Annotated in this window: 13 protein-coding genes; 9 read left to right on the top strand and 4 right to left on the bottom strand. The window is 70.8% G+C overall.

Features of this window, described 5'->3' with window-relative positions; all coding sequences use genetic code 11:
• Positions 1–126: 126 nt before the first annotated feature.
• Complete coding sequence (locus OG410_RS37505) at positions 127–810, top strand: DUF2238 domain-containing protein (protein WP_443063847.1); 684 nt, start codon at positions 127–129, stop codon at positions 808–810.
• A gap of 182 nt (positions 811–992) precedes the next feature.
• Here the strand turns inward: OG410_RS37505 and OG410_RS37500 are convergent, their stop codons facing one another.
• Positions 993–1,976, bottom strand: a complete 984-nt coding sequence (locus OG410_RS37500; RefSeq protein WP_326783889.1) for an aldo/keto reductase — start codon at positions 1,974–1,976, stop codon at positions 993–995.
• A 265-nt stretch (positions 1,977–2,241) separates the two neighbouring features.
• On the opposite strand from OG410_RS37500, the gene OG410_RS37495 reads away from it, so the two are divergent.
• Complete coding sequence (locus OG410_RS37495) at positions 2,242–4,059, top strand: glycoside hydrolase family 15 protein (RefSeq protein WP_443063846.1); 1,818 nt, start codon at positions 2,242–2,244, stop codon at positions 4,057–4,059.
• Between the two features lie 19 nt (positions 4,060–4,078).
• On the opposite strand, the gene OG410_RS37490 is transcribed toward OG410_RS37495, so the two are convergent.
• Both OG410_RS37490 and OG410_RS37485 read right to left on the bottom strand, forming a co-directional pair.
• Positions 4,079–4,471, bottom strand: coding sequence for a DUF7144 family membrane protein (locus tag OG410_RS37490; protein ID WP_329303225.1), 393 nt, complete (start codon positions 4,469–4,471; stop codon positions 4,079–4,081).
• 157 nt (positions 4,472–4,628) lie between these two features.
• Positions 4,629–6,407, bottom strand: a complete 1,779-nt coding sequence (locus tag OG410_RS37485; RefSeq protein ID WP_329303224.1) for a cation:proton antiporter — start codon at positions 6,405–6,407, stop codon at positions 4,629–4,631.
• 788 nt (positions 6,408–7,195) lie between these two features.
• Between OG410_RS37485 and OG410_RS37480 the strand changes: the two genes are divergently transcribed.
• Positions 7,196–7,411, top strand: coding sequence for a DUF6243 family protein (locus OG410_RS37480; RefSeq protein ID WP_329303223.1), 216 nt, complete (start codon positions 7,196–7,198; stop codon positions 7,409–7,411).
• 130 nt (positions 7,412–7,541) lie between these two features.
• Here OG410_RS37480 and OG410_RS37475 read toward each other — a convergent pair whose 3' ends face one another.
• Entirely contained in the window at positions 7,542–8,939 is a 1,398-nt protein-coding gene (locus OG410_RS37475; RefSeq protein WP_329303222.1) for an FAD-dependent oxidoreductase, read from the bottom strand.
• Between the two features lie 509 nt (positions 8,940–9,448).
• On the opposite strand from OG410_RS37475, the gene OG410_RS37470 reads away from it, so the two are divergent.
• The 6 genes from OG410_RS37470 (at position 9,449) to OG410_RS37445 (ending at position 16,342) form a co-directional block, all read left to right on the top strand.
• Positions 9,449–10,687, top strand: coding sequence for an MAB_1171c family putative transporter (locus OG410_RS37470; RefSeq protein ID WP_329303221.1), 1,239 nt, complete (start codon positions 9,449–9,451; stop codon positions 10,685–10,687).
• Between the two features lie 265 nt (positions 10,688–10,952).
• A complete protein-coding gene (locus tag OG410_RS42725; RefSeq protein ID WP_443063845.1) occupies positions 10,953–11,489 on the top strand; it encodes a GIY-YIG nuclease family protein in 537 nt (178 codons plus the stop codon).
• A gap of 130 nt (positions 11,490–11,619) precedes the next feature.
• On the top strand, positions 11,620–13,908 hold the full coding sequence (locus OG410_RS37460; protein ID WP_329303220.1) for an ATP-binding protein: 2,289 nt from the start codon (positions 11,620–11,622) through the stop codon (positions 13,906–13,908).
• A gap of 191 nt (positions 13,909–14,099) precedes the next feature.
• Complete coding sequence (locus tag OG410_RS37455; protein WP_329303219.1) at positions 14,100–14,582, top strand: hypothetical protein; 483 nt, start codon at positions 14,100–14,102, stop codon at positions 14,580–14,582.
• A gap of 46 nt (positions 14,583–14,628) precedes the next feature.
• Positions 14,629–15,876, top strand: coding sequence for a serine hydrolase domain-containing protein (locus OG410_RS37450; RefSeq protein WP_443063844.1), 1,248 nt, complete (start codon positions 14,629–14,631; stop codon positions 15,874–15,876).
• A 61-nt stretch (positions 15,877–15,937) separates the two neighbouring features.
• The gene (locus tag OG410_RS37445) at positions 15,938–16,342 is read left to right on the top strand and encodes a hypothetical protein (RefSeq protein WP_329303218.1); all 405 of its coding nucleotides are present in this window, start codon (positions 15,938–15,940) and stop codon (positions 16,340–16,342) included.
• Positions 16,343–16,427: the final 85 nt, after the last annotated feature.

Genomic DNA, 16,427 nt, shown 5'->3' with positions numbered 1-16,427 from the left:
CCCGGCTCACAAGCCCGAGTCGTCACGGATGCGTACCCGGCCCACAGGCCCGGGTGAGTACCCGTACTCATGCCACCCTCCCCGGCGCTCCATCACCATGGGGCCACCTGGACGAAGGAGCCCGACATGCCCGGATCAGCCCTCGCGCCGCTCGGCCCGCACCCCGCCATCCCCGAGCACGCCCGGCGCAAGGCCCTCCCGGCCGTGCTCCTGGCGGTGGTCGTGACGGGTATGGCGCTCTCCGCGTGGCACGCGCACGACCGGATGACCTGGCTGCTGGAGACCGTGTGGGTGCTCGTGGGACTGCCGCTGGTGGTGCTCGGCCGGCGGCGGTTCCCGCTGACGAGCCTGCTGTACTGCCTTCTCGCGGCGCACGCGCTGGTGCTCGCGGTGGGCGGCCATTACACCTACGCGCAGGTGCCGTTGGGCGACTGGGCGCGCGACACGTTCGGGCTCGACCGCAATCCGTACGACCGGTTCGGACACCTCATGCAGGGCTTCGTGCCGGCCGTCCTGGTGCGGGAGCTGCTCAGCAGGACGTCACCGCTGCGCGGCAGCCGGTGGCTGGCGCCCCTGACCGTGTGCGCGTGTCTCGCCTTCAGCGCCCTCTTCGAGATGTTCGAGTGGGCGGCCGCGGTGATCGGCGGGCACGGCGCGGACGCTTTTCTGGCGACCCAGGGCGATGTGTGGGACACCCAGTGGGACATGTTCTGCGCCCTGATCGGCGCGACCGTCTCGGTGCTGGTGCTCAGCCGGGTGCACGACCGCCAGCTCGACGCGCTCGCGGCGGCGCGGCCTTCCGGGGGCTGAGACGCGGGAACGGATTGCGGTACCGGGTAGCACCGGACAGCGCGGGACCCGGTAGCACCGGACAGCGCGGGACCCGGTAGCACCGGACAGCGCGGGACCCGGTGGCGCCGGACGGTGCGGGACCCGGTGGCGCGGGGCTCCAGGGAACCCGGTGCGGTGCGACCGCGGGTCCCGCGCCGGTGTCACCAGCGGCTCTCCACCTGCTCCTTGATCCGCCGCTCGTAGAGCTCGTCGATGGCGTCCAGCGTCGCCCGGGACAGCTCCGGCAGCTTCGCGGCCTCGGCGTTGGCACGGGCCTGTTCGGGCGACCGGGCTCCCGGGATGACGGTGGTGACGCCGGGCTGGGCGACGATCCAGCGCAGGGCCAGCTGGGCCGGCGTGTATCCCTCGGGGGCGAGGGCGGAGAACTCGGCCGCCGCCTCCACGCCCGTCGCGAAGTCGACCCCGGAGAAGGTCTCGCCCTGGTCGAAGGCCTCGCCGTGGCGGTTGTACGTCCGGTGGTCGTCGGCGGCGAAGACCGTGTCCTTCGTGTACTTGCCGGAGAGCAGCCCGGAGGCCAGCGGGACCCGCGCGATGATGCCGACGCCCGCCTCCCGGGCCGCCGGCAGAACCTGGCGCAAGGGCTTCATCCGGAAGGCGTTGAGGATGATCTGGACGCTCGCCACGTTCGGGCGGGCGATCGCGGCCAGTGCCTCGTCGCACGTCTCGACGCTCACCCCGTACGCCGCGATCCGCTCCTCCTCGACCATGGTGTCGAGGGCGTCGTACACCGCGTCCGAGGAGTACACGGGTGTCGGCGGGCAGTGGAGCTGCACCAGGTCGAGCCGGTCGACCCCGAGGTTGCGGCGGGAACGGTCGTTCCAGGCACGGAAGTTGTCGAGGACGTAGTTCTCCGGGATCTGGTCGACACGGCGGCCCATCTTGGTGGCGACCATGACGTGCATGTCCGGCCGGCCGCGCAGGAAGCCGGCGATGGTCTCCTCGCTCCGCCCGTCGCCGTACACATCGGCCGTGTCGAAGAAGGTCACCCCCGTCTCCGCCGCCGTCTCCAGCACGGCCAGGGCGTCCTTCTCGCTCACCTCGCCCCAGTCGGCCCCCAGTTGCCAGGTGCCCAGACCGATGACGGAAGCATGCTGGCCGGACCTGTCGAATGCGCGCTCGTCCATGGCGCCAGTCTGTCACCTCCCCCGGACCGGACCGGACGTCCCCGCTCCGCGCGTCCTCGCGCGACGCCGGGGGCCGTCAAAGGCCGGCGGATCGCGCGCCGAGGCGGCCGGCACCTGTCCGCGCGACGCGTCCGGTGAACTCCATGCCGACAGGTGCGACGAGGGCGCGTCACGGCCGTGTCGCGGACCCCGTCCAGGGCGGACAAGCACACATGACCGGCATGTCGGATAGTGAAGATGCCCGGATCCTCGAGATTGGATCACCATGGACCGCTATCCGCCCATCGCCGACCACGGCCTGGTGGGGGATCTCCAGTGCTCCGCTCTGGTCTCCGCCAAGGGTGTCGTGGACTGGTTCGCCGCCCCGCGCTTCGACTCCCCCAGCATCTTCGCCGCGCTGCTCGACCACGACCGCGGCGGCTTCTTCCGGCTGGCGCCCTCCGGCCCGAAGGGCACCTGGAAGCAGCTCTACTACCCGGACACGGCGGTGCTCGTGACCCGGTTCATGTCACCCGACGGGGTGGGCGAGGTCCTCGACTGGATGCCGCCCGACCGCTCCGGGACCGCTTCCGCCCGGCACCGCCTCGTCCGTACCGTGCGGACGGTACGGGGAACGATGGAGTTCGCCCTGGAGTGCCGTCCGCGCTTCGACTACGGGCGGGCCGGTCACGAACTCACCGTCGGTCCCGGCGGCGCCGTCTTCCGCGGCCCGGGGATCAGCGCGTTCCTCCAGAGCACCTTCCCCCTGGAGCGGGACGGCCGGGACGTCCGCAGCACGGTCACCCTGAAGGCCGGTGAGACGGCGGCGGCCGTGTTCACCGTGGACGGTCCGGACGCCACGGCACCGCCGCCGCCCACCGTGCCGGAGACCGAGGAGAACCTGGCGCGGACCCTCGACTTCTGGCAGGACTGGGTACGGAACTCCAGGTACCGGGGCCGCTGGCCCGACATGGTGCACCGCTCCGCGATCACCCTCAAGCTCCTCACCTACGCGCCCACCGGCGCCCCGGTCGCGGCGGCCACCATGGGACTGCCGGAACAGATCGGCGGCGAACGCAACTGGGACTACCGCTACACCTGGGTACGGGACGGATCCCTGTCGCTGCGCGCCCTGATCGACCTCGGGTTCGCCGAGGAGGCGACGGCTTTCACCCACTGGCTGCGCGAACGCCTGGTGGAACGCCTGGACCAGGAAGGCGAAGCGCTCCAGATCATGTACCGGGTGGACGGCACGCCCCTGCCGGGCGAGGAGATCCTGGAACACTTCGAGGGCTACCGCGGCTCCTTCCCCGTACGGGTCGGCAACGCCGCCGCCGACCAGCTCCAGCTCGACATCTACGGCGAGGCCCTCTACGGCATCTCGGAGGGGCGTGAGATCGTCGTCCAGGCCGACTATGCGGGATGGAAGGCCGTCTCCCGCACCCTGGACTGGCTCGCCGACAACTGGGACCGCCCCGACGAGGGCATCTGGGAGACCCGCGGCGGACGCAAGGACTTCACGTACAACCGCGTGATGTGCTGGGCCGCGTTCAACCGCGGTCTGCGGCTGGCCCGCGACTGGAGCCGGCCGGCGGACACCGCGCTGTGGACCCGGGCGCGGGACACGATCCTCGAGCAGGTGATGGACCGCGGCTGGAACGACCAGGAGAAGGCGTACGTCCAGCACTACGACGGCGGCGTCCTGGACGCCTCGCTCCTGCTCATCCCCCGGGTCGGATTCCTGGGCCCGAAGGACCCGACCTGGCTGTCGACGCTCGACGCGATGGGCCGGACGCTGGTCTCCGACAGCCTCGTCCACCGCTACGACCCCGCCGCCTCCCCGGACGGCCTGCGCGGCTCGGAGGGCACCTTCAGTCTGTGCACCTTCCTGTACGTCGACGCGCTGGCCCGCTCCGGCAGGCTGGCCGAGGCCCGCTACACGTTCGAGAAGATGCATACGTACGCCAACCACGTCGGTCTCTTCGCGGAGGAGGTGGGCCCCAGCGGCGAGCAACTGGGCAACTTCCCCCAGGCGTTCACCCATCTGTCGCTGATCATGGCCGCCACCACGCTCGACGAGGCACTCGACCGGCAACGCGGCTGAAACAGGAACGCCGGACCGGCTATACCCGCACCCCGTGCACATGCTTCGGCTCGGCCAGCAGGCCGTAGATGACCAGCAGGGACACGAGCATCGTGAACACCGACCACCACGGGTAGACCGGCAGGAAGATCATCTGCGCGATCAGGCTGAACGCGGCGAGGCCGATGGCCCCCAGCCGCGCCCCTCGGGAACCCACGAGCACACCGAGACTCAGCACGGCCATGACGATGCCGATGGCGACGAAGATCCAGCCCCAGGCCGTGTAGTTGAGGATCAGCAACCGGTTGCCCTGGGAGTACACCTTCGAGTAGTAGCCGTGGTTGAAGATCGCCACGAAGCCGGTGAGGAGGTTGAACAGGGCGCTGACCATCAGCAGGATTCCGGCGAAGGCCACCCAGTGCGAACGCTCCATCGGCGGTACGAGGTCGTCTGGCTCAGAAGCTTGTCGCTGCATGGGAACCATGAGATCCATCCGGCGGGCGGACCGCAATCCGCACTGGACCGTTGGTGTCGGAGGCGCCGGGCAGCTCCCCGACCCGCACCGGGACGCCGCCCCGGGCCGGGCGCCGTCAGTCCGCCCGCACCGGGTCCTGTGTCCGGGCCGGACCGAGCAGGATCGCGGTGTCCCGGGCCCCCGGCAGCGGGGTGAGGGTGTCAGTGACCGGATCCAGGCGGCCGTCGGAACGCACGAGGAACAGCAGCGCGTGTCCGTCCGGGATGCCGTTCCCGGCCGGGCGGGAGACGATCCGGGCGCCGTCCTCGTAGTGACGGGCCAGTTCCGGTCTGCTCAGTCCGGCCCCGAACAGGGTGTCCCCGGTCGTGTAGGGGGCCACCACGCCATGGCTCAGGCCGGGCGGCCCCAGCCGGTGCACGAACCCGTCCACCGCGCCGCGCAGGGTCTCCGAGGCCAGCGCGTTGAAGTCGTCCTCCTCGGTGAGCAGCAGAACGCCGGTGATGCCTTCGAGTTCGGCTCCCTCGCCGGTGGCCGCTGCCAGCAGCTCACCCGGCGCCAGGTGCAGTCCGGCGCCCCGGATCAGGTCGCGCTGCTCCTCCCGTCCGGCCCACATCAGCACGTCCAGGCCGGCGGAGCGCAGCGCGCGGCCCAGGTCGATCGCCCACGGGTCGCCGCCCACGAGCAGGGGGCGGGCCCGGGCCGGGCGCAGCACGCCGAGGCGCCGGGCCACGGGGTGCGCGCTCAGCCCGTACAGCGTCACCGTGGCGACGATCACCAGGAAGGTGGCGGGCAGGATCTTCTGGGCGCCCCCGACGTGGTCGGCGACGAGAGTGGCGGAGAAGGTCGAGGCGGTGGACGCGGCGACGATTCCGCGCGGTGCCATCCAGCCGAGGAACGCTCGCTCGCCGCGGGTCAGGTCCGTGCGCACGGTCGACAGCAGCGCGACCAGTGGTCTGACCACCAGGACCAGAGCGGCGACGAGGGCGAGCGCGGGCAGGACGACGTGCCGCAGGGACGCCGGGGTGACCGTGGCCGAGATCGAGATGAACAGCAGCCCGATGATCAGCGAGACCAGGGTCTCCAGAAAGGGGCGGCGCGCCGGGAGGGAGACACCCGGCAGATTGGCGAGGGCCATCCCCATCACGACCGCGGCGATGAGCCCGGTGTCGTCCCGGACCGCGTCGCAGAGGGCCGCCATGCCCACAGCGGCGGCGAGCTGCGCCGTCGTCCCCAGAACCTCGCCCAGGTGCAGCCTGCCGAGGAGGAACCACAGGACGGCGGCGCCCACCGCGCCTCCGATCAGTCCGACGACCGAACTCGCCGCGAACTGACCGATCTTGCCGGGCAGACCGTTGCTGTCGTCGGCGACGACCGCGTGGAACACGAGCGCGCCGAGGATGCCGCCGACCGGGTCGATCAGCGACCCCTCCCAGATCAGGATGCGCTGGATCCGCTCGGTCGGCCTCACGAAGTGGAGCAGCGGGCCGACGACGGTGGGCCCCGAGACGACGAGGATCACACCGAGCATGACCGCCGAACTCTTCGACATGCCCAGCAGCGGCACCGCGAGAACGGCGGCGACCCCCCAGGTGATCAGGACGCCGATCCAGATCAGTCGTGCCACGACCCGGTGCATGTGTCCGTGCAGCCTGCTGATGTCCAGGCCGAGCCCGGCTTCGTAGAGGATCACCGCGACGGCTAGCGAGACCATCGGGGAGAAGGCGTCCCCGAGCAGTTTGTCGGGGTTGACGATGTCGGTCAGCGCGCCCACGGTGAAGCCGACCGGCAGCAGGACGATCAGGGCGGGGATCCGCAGCCGGCTCGCCACGATCTGGGAGCCGACGGCCAGGACGGCGATCAGGCCGAGGCCCTGGAGGATCTGATTCTCCGTCACGGCTGTCTCCCTGCCGGTCGTCGGGGACCGGAGGGTGTCGTCCCGTCCTGGGCGTGGCCGCTCGGGACGGCGCCGGTGTCTCCGGCCGCGGACGGGCCGGCTCCGGGCTCGGCGGTCCCCCACCGAGGCAATCACTCCCGCCGGAGGCCGGCGACGGCGGACTCGCCGCGCTCGGCCGTTGGACGTAGCCGGGTCCCCCGGGCGGAGCAACCGTCCGGTGCACCGCCGAGGACGGCGCCGACCGGGACCCTGAGGCCATCGCGGAACACGCACGGCGCCCCGGAGGTGCTCCGGGGCGCTGTTCCGCGGCAGCCGCTTCCCTTGCCGCAGGACACGAACCGGCGGTGCCGGTCGGCGCGGTGGCCGGCGGATTTCCGTGTCCCTCCAGGACAGGAGCCACCGACCCGGAACCAGAGTGCCTTGAGATGCGGGTGAGGCGGGTGTGATTCGCCACCATGTCATCACCTTGTAAGGAACCCCACACGGGGAACGCCGGCCCGGAGCCGCCGCCCGAGAGCACCGGAACGACGGCAAACCGCATCGGACGGCCTGGCGGACAGCCGGGTGAAAAGGAAGCGGCCGGCCCCGGGCGCTCGCCGAACGCCCGGCAGACGCCGGGGCGGCGAAAGGTTGGTGTGCGGGGCCGACGGAACCGGGTAACGTCTTTGTCATGTTCTTCCAGACCCGATGTACGAGTGAGAGCGTGATGGACCCCCGCTGACGTCCTTCGACGGCGCCGCCCGTCCCCACCGCTGAATCCGTAGATCACTTCATTACCGGGAGAACCCGTGACCGTGAGCAAGAACATCAACAACCCCGTGGGCATGGGCGGCGGCAAACGCAAGAGGCTGTCCCGCGCCGAACGGCAGAACAACGGTCCGCACCGCAACCTCGACCGCCAGGCCGCGGCCGACCAGAAGGCGGAGCTGGTGCGCAAGATGCGCGAGAAGGCGGGTGCGGCCGAGAACGCCGGGCAGGCCGGCGACGACACCGCACAGAGCTGACGCTCCGCCGCCGCAGGGCGGCACCGCACGAGGCTGTCTTTCCGTCGCCGCCCTCATCAGTTCTTCCACACCGCTCGGCCAGGGCTCATTCCCAGCCGAGCGGTGCGTCCGCACTTTCCGCTGCAGGCGTTCAGCCGGCAGCCGAAACGTGCGACTCGAAGAAGGCGCGTTCCTCGTCGGTCAGCGGCGGCCCCTCCAGCGGGGGCAGGACGGGCCCTGCCAGCGTGGCGAGCAGGAGTGAGGGGTGCACCAGCCAGATCGCGTCCTTCTGCAGTGTGGTCACGTCGCACATGGCGGAGGACACCTGGTAGGAAGTGGTGGCCACTCTGTTCATGCGGCGCACGTACCGGGTGAGGGCGCGCTCGGCGGCGTTGGGCGGATTTCCCTCCACGTCAGGGAACTGCCTGTCCTGAGACGTACTCATCGCCCAGGCGGCCTCGACCGGCTTCGCCGCGGCCCGCTGGACACGGCGCGCGAGCCCGGGGGCGGCTGCGCCGTCCCGCTGTACTTCCTCTTGAAGCGCCTTCGCTCCCAGCGCCGCCACGGACATGCCCTGGCCGTACACCGGGTTGTACGTGGCGACGGCGTCGCCCAGGACGATGAAGGCCTCCGGCCAGATGCGGGCCTTCTCGAAGTAGCGGCGGCCATTTCGCGTGCTCCGGCTCAGGACAACGTCCGTGAGAGGCTCGGCTCCGGCAATGAGCTCGCCCACGATGGGGTGTCGCAGGCCGAGAGCGAACTGCGTGAAGTCCTCAGCGCTGGAGGTGGGCTCGCCGCCCCGTGTCCCACCCAGGCTGACGAGCCACTCGTCGTTCTCGATGGGCACCAGGTTCGCGGAACGGCCGGGTTCTCCGGAGAAGGGATCCGCGTTCACCTGCGTCAGGGGCCAGTCCTCGGCGCCCTTGGGGATGCGATAGCGCCGACTGGCGTACACGAGCCCGGAGTCGACAACGGATTCCGTGACATCCGTTATGCCGAGATCCTTGAGCCAGTGCACGGCCCGGGACCCACGCCCGCTCACGTCCACGATCAGATCCGCGGACAGATCGCTCTCCTGGCCGTCCTCGTCGCGCAGGCGTACCCCCGTGACCCGTGCCGAGCTCCCCAGCAGTCCCACAGCCTGCGTTGTGCGAACCGCGATGTTGTCCTCCTCGAGAACGGCCTCGCGGACCGTCCAGTCCAGCAGGTCCCGACTGCAGGCGGTCAGTGGGTGGCTGTCGCGCCCCCAGCGGCGGAACCATCCCTCGGTGCCAAACGTGAGGAGCGAGGTGAGAGACGAAACACGGGCGCCGGCAGCAGCGAGACGACTGCCGATGCCCGCGCCCGGTAACAGCGATTCGATCGCGTCACGGCCACTGGGCAGCAGGATGTGGGCGTGACGGCTCTGTGGGATGCCCTTGCGCGGCCCTGGCCCCTCCGGCAGCGGACAGCGCTCGAGGACGGTCACTTCCTCGACCCTCCGAGACAGGGCCGAGGCCGCCAGCATGCCGGCCAAGCCACCGCCGATGACGACTGCAGTACGCGACATGCTGCTCCTCAAGGCTCAATGATCGGGCGGGACTTCACCGTACGCTCGCGCCTTGTTTCGACGACTTCAGATCAAGAAGAAGGCCGGAACTCCCCTGCACACGCCCGTTGTCGGACGGTGCAGCCATCGCGCCGCAGCAGGAGCAGCGGCCCGCCACGACGACCGGGCCTGCACGTTGACGCGCCTGCTGCCCACCGCGGGGCATCGCTCCGGCACGAACGAGTCCGAAGGGGCGGGCGGGCAGCCGATCGCTTCACGTAAGGCGTCCGTGCGGGTGACAGCGTGGCTCGTGTGAACAAGGATGAGGAGGCCGAAAGGGCACGGCAGGTCACATCTGGAGGACCCGACGCGCTGGTCGCCGGGAAGACATCCATATGCCCCGTCGAGGCAAGGAGCTGGGGTAAAGGTGACTCCTACCGGACGGACCCGGCATCGAGCCGTGCTCGTGGCACCGGCACCCTCCAGGCAGCGCGTGGCCGGTTCCCCTGCACACGGACAGCCGTCCCCCCGTGACGACCGGCGAGCCTGAGGTGAACGGACTGATCTACTACGTCGCAACCGCTGTTCTGTGGACCGGACTTGCCGCACAGATCCCAGATCTCCGCCGTCACCGAAGAGACCGCCTCAAGTGGACGTTCTGCGCAGTCATCTTCCTGTCCGGGCTCAGCTTCCTGCTCGGCGCGCCAACCACAGTGGCGATCGTCAACAGCGCCTCAGGTATCGCGAACATGGCGGCACCACTGGCGTACGGGACGGTGACGGCCTTCAGCGCGGCGTCCCTCATCCTCATCGTGCAGTGGCGGGGCAGCGACTTCCGTACCGCCCGGGCCTGGTTGTTCAGCTACGTGGCGGTGATCCTCGCCCAGAGCATCCTGTTCGCCCTGGGCAACACCCCGGTCGAACGCCGGGAAGACTTCGACACCTATTACGCCTCGACCCCGTTCATCCGCGAGATGATCGTCCTCTACCTCGCGGCTCACGTGGTGGCGGCGCTGACGACAACGGTGCTGTGCTGGCGCTGGACCCGTCAGGTCAAGCGCTGGACCCGTGCCTCCATGGCCCTGCTCGTGACGGGCTGGCTGTTCACCAGCGCCTACAGCATCGTCAAGTTCGCGGCACTGTCCGCACACTGGCTCGGTCTCAACCGGGACGGCCTCAGCACCCGCATGGCCCCGCTGATCGCCCTCGGTGCCTGCCTCACGTCAGCCGGCTACGTCCTTCCCGTGATCGGGCCGCGCATCGACTCCGCCCTCGCATACGTACGCCTGCGCCCGTTGTACCGACTGCTGGCCACACCGCACAGTGCCCGGTACTCAGGTGCACCGCCGTCCTGGCGGACGATCGGCCATGTCGGCCTCCGGCTCACCACCCGAGAGACAGCCATCCGCGACGGCCTCGAACGACTCGCCGGCCGCCTCGACGACCAGGTCCGCCGACGCGCGTACCGGGAAGCGCTGGCAGCCGGCTCCGGCTCAGCAGCAGCCGAGGCCATCGGGACGGCAGCGATGATCGCCGTCGCGGCCCTTGCCGAGGCCCCCTCCCCCGCCCTGACGTCAGGCACGATTGCCCTCGCGATCGGGGACATCGACCTCGTGGTACCGAAGAGCGGGTACGTACCGCGCTCCCCCACCGGACCACGGGTGCCGGACACCGGGCAGCTGTCGCTCTTGAGCCTGTCCCGGGCGGTGCGCACGCCGATCGTCGACGCCGCTGTCCAGTCACGCAGGAGCCGGGTGCCACAGCGCTGACCCTGTTCACGGCCGAGCACGTCGAACCGATCAGCTCAGTCCTGGAGTGGCACCCGTCCCAGGCGACCGCGATGCCGGCTCGGCCGGTCGACGGCTCCCTCCCACGCTTCATATCCACCCCGCTCGGTTCGCGGTCCCCGGTCCGCCGATCGCCCGCGGCCCAGCATGCCGAGCCAGCACATGCCACGCATGAGTACACATATTCAGAAGGGTGTAGCTCCTCTGCAGGGATGATCGCGAAGCGGGCGGGCTGCTGCCCTCCAGGGTGTGCATCGCGGAGTCCAATCAGCAGAGCGGGGACCTGAAGATCAGGCGGCGAGGATGTATCCGGCCAGGTCAGGTCCCTGGGGATGCGGTGGTGTTCGCGGGCGAGGTAGCAGGGCCAACGGGTGCCGAAGTCGCCGGTGTCGATGAGAGTGCGAAGCTTGAGTACGGCTTCGGCGCCGGTCAGGCCCCAGCGGTGGCCGGGGTCTACGGGTGGCACTTCGAAAAGGCTCCCTGCCCGGAGCTCTCTGCCGGACGCCTGCTCTACGTCGGCATAGCCCCGCGGTACATGGCGAACCGGACCAGCACTCGGAACCTGCGCAAGCGCGTGCGGTATCACCACCGGGGCAATGCGGCCGGATCGGCTCTTCGCCTCACGCTCGGTTGCCTGCTCGGGATTGAGCTGCGTCGGGTGGGCAGCGGGAAGCGCATGACCTTCGGCAGGTGGGTGAAGTCGTGCGGGGAGCCAAGGCAACAGCGGGAAATCAGGCGACCGCCCGCCAGGCGCGCCGACACCGCTCCGCCGCAGGTCAGTTGAGCTCGCACAAGAGAACCCAACCTTCCCGAGCTGAGAGTGCGAGTTCCATTCTCGTCACCCGCTCCAGTCGACTTCGCCCCTCTAAGATCAGCGCGTGAAACTCGCGTGATGTTGGAGGGGGCTGGCAAGCGTGCGTGAGGAGTTGGCCGGGCAGTTGCGGCAGTTGCGCGATCTGACCGGGCTGAGTCTGCGGGGGTTGGCCCGTGATGTGCGCGGGAGCAGTTCCTCGCTGTCGCGATATTTCTCCGGGCAGGCCGTTCCGCCTTGGCCGACGGTGGTCGCACTGTGCAAGGCGGCCGGGCGCGACCCGAGGCCGCTGCGTGAGGTGTGGGAGCGGGCCAAGGGCGCGGCTGAGCCGAGCGTCACCACCGCACTTGCGCCTGTGCGCAACGATCTGCCGCACGACATCACCGCGTTCACCGGGCGCGGGGAGGAGCTGGCCGCGCTCCTCGGCGCCGCGCGGACCACGACGATGGCGGCGATCGACGGTATGGGCGGGGTGGGCAAGACCGCGCTGGCCGTGCACGGCGCGCATCTGCTCTCCGCCGAATTCCCTGGCGGTCAGCTCTATTTGGACTTGCACGGGTTCACTCCGGGCCGGGAACCGGTCGAGCCCGCGGAGGCGTTGCGGGTGCTGCTGGCCGCGCTCGGGGTGCCACCCGGCAGGATTCCCGACGGGGTCACCGAACGGGCCGCGCTGTGGCGGTCGGAGCTGGCGGCGCGGCGCGCGATCGTGCTGCTGGACAACGCCGCCGACGCCGATCAGGTGCGTGATCTGCTGCCCGGCGCCGGGCAGAGCTTCGCTGTGATCACCAGCCGTCGGCGGATGGTGGGGCTGGACGGCGTCCAGCCGATATCGCTGGACGTCTTACCGACCCAGGAGGCGGCCGAGCTGTTCATCGAGTCGGCGGGCGGCGCCCGCCCCGGTGATGTCGGGGAGGTGCTGCGCCGCTGCGGGAACCTGCCACTGGCCATCCGGGTGGCCGCCGCGCGGCTGCTGCACCGGCCCGCGTGGACCCTCGACACCTTGGTGGAGCGGCTGCGCGAGGGCGAGTTGGCGGTGTCGGACGTGTTCGCGATGTCGCTGCGGCAGCTCGACTCCGCTCAACGGCGGATGTTCGGGCTGCTGGGGCTCGTACCGGGTGAGGACATCGACGCGTACGGCGCGGCGGCCCTGGCCGGGATCCCGCCGGCCAACGCCCGTTCCCTGCTGGAGGAGCTGGTCGACGTCCATCTGCTGCAGGAGCCGACGGTGGGCCGCTACCGGATGCACGACCTGCTGCGGCAGGCCGCCCGCGCCGAGGACGCCGCGGCGGACCCCGGACCGGCGATCGCCCGGCTGGCCGACTACTACCTGAGCGGCCTGCTGGCAGCGACGGAGGTGATCGAGCTGGTCGTCGTTCCCGTACCGGTCGTCGTGGCGCAGCGTCCTCCCGCGCTTCCCGACTTCTCTCATGACAAAGCCCTCGACTGGCTGGACACCGAGTGGGCCGACATCACCGCGACGCTCTCGCTCGCCGTGGAACTGCGCGTCGACGGACCCGCTGTCGGGCTCGCCCAGTACGCCTTCGTGATCTCCCTCGGACGGCGCGGTGGCATGCCGCAGCTGTGCCATGGGCTGGAGGTCAGCAGACCCGCCGCCGAAGCGCTCGGCGGACGCCGGACACTCGCCTCCCACCGGTACCTGCTGGGCGCCGCGCTGCTGCGGGTGGGCCGGCTGGAGGAGGCGGTGCCGGAGCTGGCGGCGGCCCGCACGCTGATGGCGGCGGAGGGCGACATCGTCGGCGAGGCCCTGGCCGTCGAACAGCTGGCGGAGGTCCGGCTGTACGCCGCCGACGCCCGCGGCGCACTCGGACTCCTGCGAGAAGCAGCCGGGCTGGTACCTCCCGGCGAGGGCGCCGTCCGGGTGTACATCGGCGTACGGCTCGGGCGGGCCCTGGTGCTGCTGGGCGAGCACGACAAGGCCCGCGAGGTCGTCGCGGACCTGCTGGAAACCGCGCGCGGGCTGGACCGGCAGAAGGTGCGCATGTGCCTGGACGTGCTCGGCCGGGCGGCACTCGGTCTGGGCGACGCCCGCACCGCACTCGACCTGGCGGAGCAGGCCGTCGCGATCAGCCGGGAGACCCGCCACCCGGTCCTGGAGGCCATCAGCCGGACGGACGCGGCCGTGGCCCTGCGCCACCTCGGTGACAGCGAGGAGGCGACGGCCGTGCACGCCGAGGCCATGGTGCTGCTCGAAGAGGCCGGTGAGTCGCATCGGATGGTGCGCAGCCTCCTGTCGTACGCGCAGGCCTGCCTGGCCACGGGCGACCGGGAAGCCTCGGCGCGGCAGTTCCGGCAGGCGCTGGAGATCGCCACCGCGCACGGCGTCACCTACCTGGTGCCGACGGCGCGTTCGGGGCTGGCGCGGGTGTCCTGAGGCCGGTCCCGAGAGGTTGGGTGCCTGAGCCCGTGCCGGTGGTGCCCCGGGTGTCCCGTCCCGGGACACCCGGAAGGCAGTCGTACGGTGGTGTGACAGCGCAGGTCAACAGGGTGCCGGTGGGGTGCCCCCGTGCCGGGACCGCGGTACGTGCCGTCCCGGACGAGCCGCCCGCGCCCAAGCTTCTCGCCATGCACACCACGCCTTCCCTGCTCGCCGAGCTGGACGCGCTGCCCGCCCGGTGGGAGGTACGAGGGGCGCTCGCCGCGCCCGTCGGCGCGGTCGCCGCGCTCCTGCTCACCGTCGCCGAGGGGCGGGTCGGCGACGACAACCTGCTGGTGCTGGCCAGGGCTTCGGCCGCTCGGCAGGGGGCGATGACCGTCGTGGCCGGCTCCGGCGCCGACGGTTACCGCGTCCAGTACGCCGGGCCGGTGGAGCCGGTGGAGATCCAGGTGGACCGGGCCCGGTCCAGGCTGGCGGTGCAGAGCTGGTACGCCGGTGTGCACACCGTCACCGCCTGCCCCGAAGGCGCCCGGGTGACCCATCGCGTCCACCGGGTGCTCCCCGACCATCAGGGGTTCGCGCCCGGGATCGCCGAGATCGGCCTGTGCACACGCATGTCACGCGATCTGAAGCAGGTCCTGGACGTGATCGCCGACCGGCTCGGCTGCTGACACATCGCCCCCACACACCACTCAATCGACAAGGGAGTACACAGCCATGGCCATGTCCATCGGCCACACCGACCAGCACCACGGCTTCTCCAAGACGGGACTGCAAAGAGTGCGCGACGTGCTGGCCCGGCATGTCGACTCGGGCAGGATCCCGGGAGCGGTCGCCCTGTTCAGCAGGGGGGACGAGACGCATGTGGAGGCCCTCGGGACGATGCGGCACGACGGCGGCGCGCCGATGCGGCGGGACACGATCTTCCGGATGGCGTCGACGTCCAAGCCGGTCTCGATCGCGGCGGCGATGGTCCTGCTCGACGAGTGCCGACTGCGCCTGGACGACACGGTGGAGGAGTGGCTGCCGGAGCTGGCCGACCGCCAGGTGCTCAGGACGATCGGCAGCCCGGTGGACGACACCGTGCCGGCGCGTCGGCCGATCACCGTACGGGACGTGCTGACCTCCACGTTCGGGCTCGGCATGGATATGACGGTGATCGGTACGCCGATCATGAACGCGGTCTTCGAGCAGGGGATCACGCCCAATGGACCGGTGCCGATGCCCGGGCCGGACGAGTGGATGCGGCGCCTCGGCTCGCTTCCGCTGATGTACCAGCCGGGAGAGCGCTGGCAGTACCAGATCAGCAGCGACCTGGTCGGCGTTCTGGTCTCCCGGGTCACCGGCCAGTCGTTCGAGTCGTTCCTGCGCGAGCGGATCTTCGAGCCGCTGGGCATGAAGGACACCGGGTTCCACGTCCCCGCGGACCAGATCCACCGGCTCCCTCCGCTGTACGCCCCCGACCCGCAGACCGGCGAGTTCCAGGTGTGGGACGAGGCCGCCGCGGGACGCCACAGCGCGCCCCCCGCGTTCCAGGGAGGTGGCGGCGGGCTGAACTCCACCGCCGACGACTACCACGCCTACTTCCGGATGCTCCTCGGCCAGGGCGTGCACGGCAGCGAGCGGATCCTGTCCCGGCCCGCCGTCCGACTGATGACCACCAACCGCCTCACCCCCGAACAGCAGGCCGCCCGGCAGGAGTTGGCCCTCGACAACGTGCACATCTCCTTCGGCCAGGGCCAGCACGGCGGCTGGGGCCTCGGCATGGCTGTGCGGACCTACCAGGGTGACTACGCGCCCGTCAGCCAGTTCGGCTGGGACGGCGGAAGCGGTACGTCGACGTACGCCGACCCTGTCAACGGGATCACGGGCATCCTGCTCACCCAGGTCGGCGCGACCGTCCCGGACGGAATCCGGATCATGCTCGACTTCTGGACCACGCTCTACCAGGCGATCGACGACTGACGGGGCCGAACCGGCTCCCCCTCCCTCATCGCTTCAGCCCTTCACCCCGAGGAGACCCACCATGTCCGTCACCCTGACCGGGCAGGACGAGACCACCCTGCGGACCGCCGCCCACGGCGCCGTCACGCTGCTTGCCGCCGCCGGTGCCGTCGACAAGCCTCACAAGATCGCCAAGAACGGCTCCACGGCCCTGGCCTCGGCTACCGGCCTCGTCGGCCACGTGCTCGCCGTGTACCCCGAGGGCAAGGACCTGGCGGGCCGGTCCACGGCCGAGATCGCCGATCGTGTGCTGCCGGCCCTGACCGCGGCCATGGGCCTGCTGAGCGAGCAGGACCCCGCCGAGGCCGACAACTTCCGCCGCACCGTCCTCGTCGCGGTCGAAGCCGCCCAGGCCCACCAGGGCAAGCCCAGCCCCGTCATGGCCGAGATGACCCGCAAGATCACCGAAGCCCTCGACGCGGGCTGACCGGACGGCTGCCCACGCGGGGCGACCAGAACGGCATGGGCGTGCCACGTGAACGCACGCCCATGCCACAGGGCGCGCCCTTGCA

This window comes from Streptomyces sp. NBC_00659, assembly GCF_036226925.1.
Taxonomy (GTDB): domain Bacteria; phylum Actinomycetota; class Actinomycetes; order Streptomycetales; family Streptomycetaceae; genus Streptomyces.
This window is presented reverse-complemented; position numbering and strand designations above follow the sequence as displayed.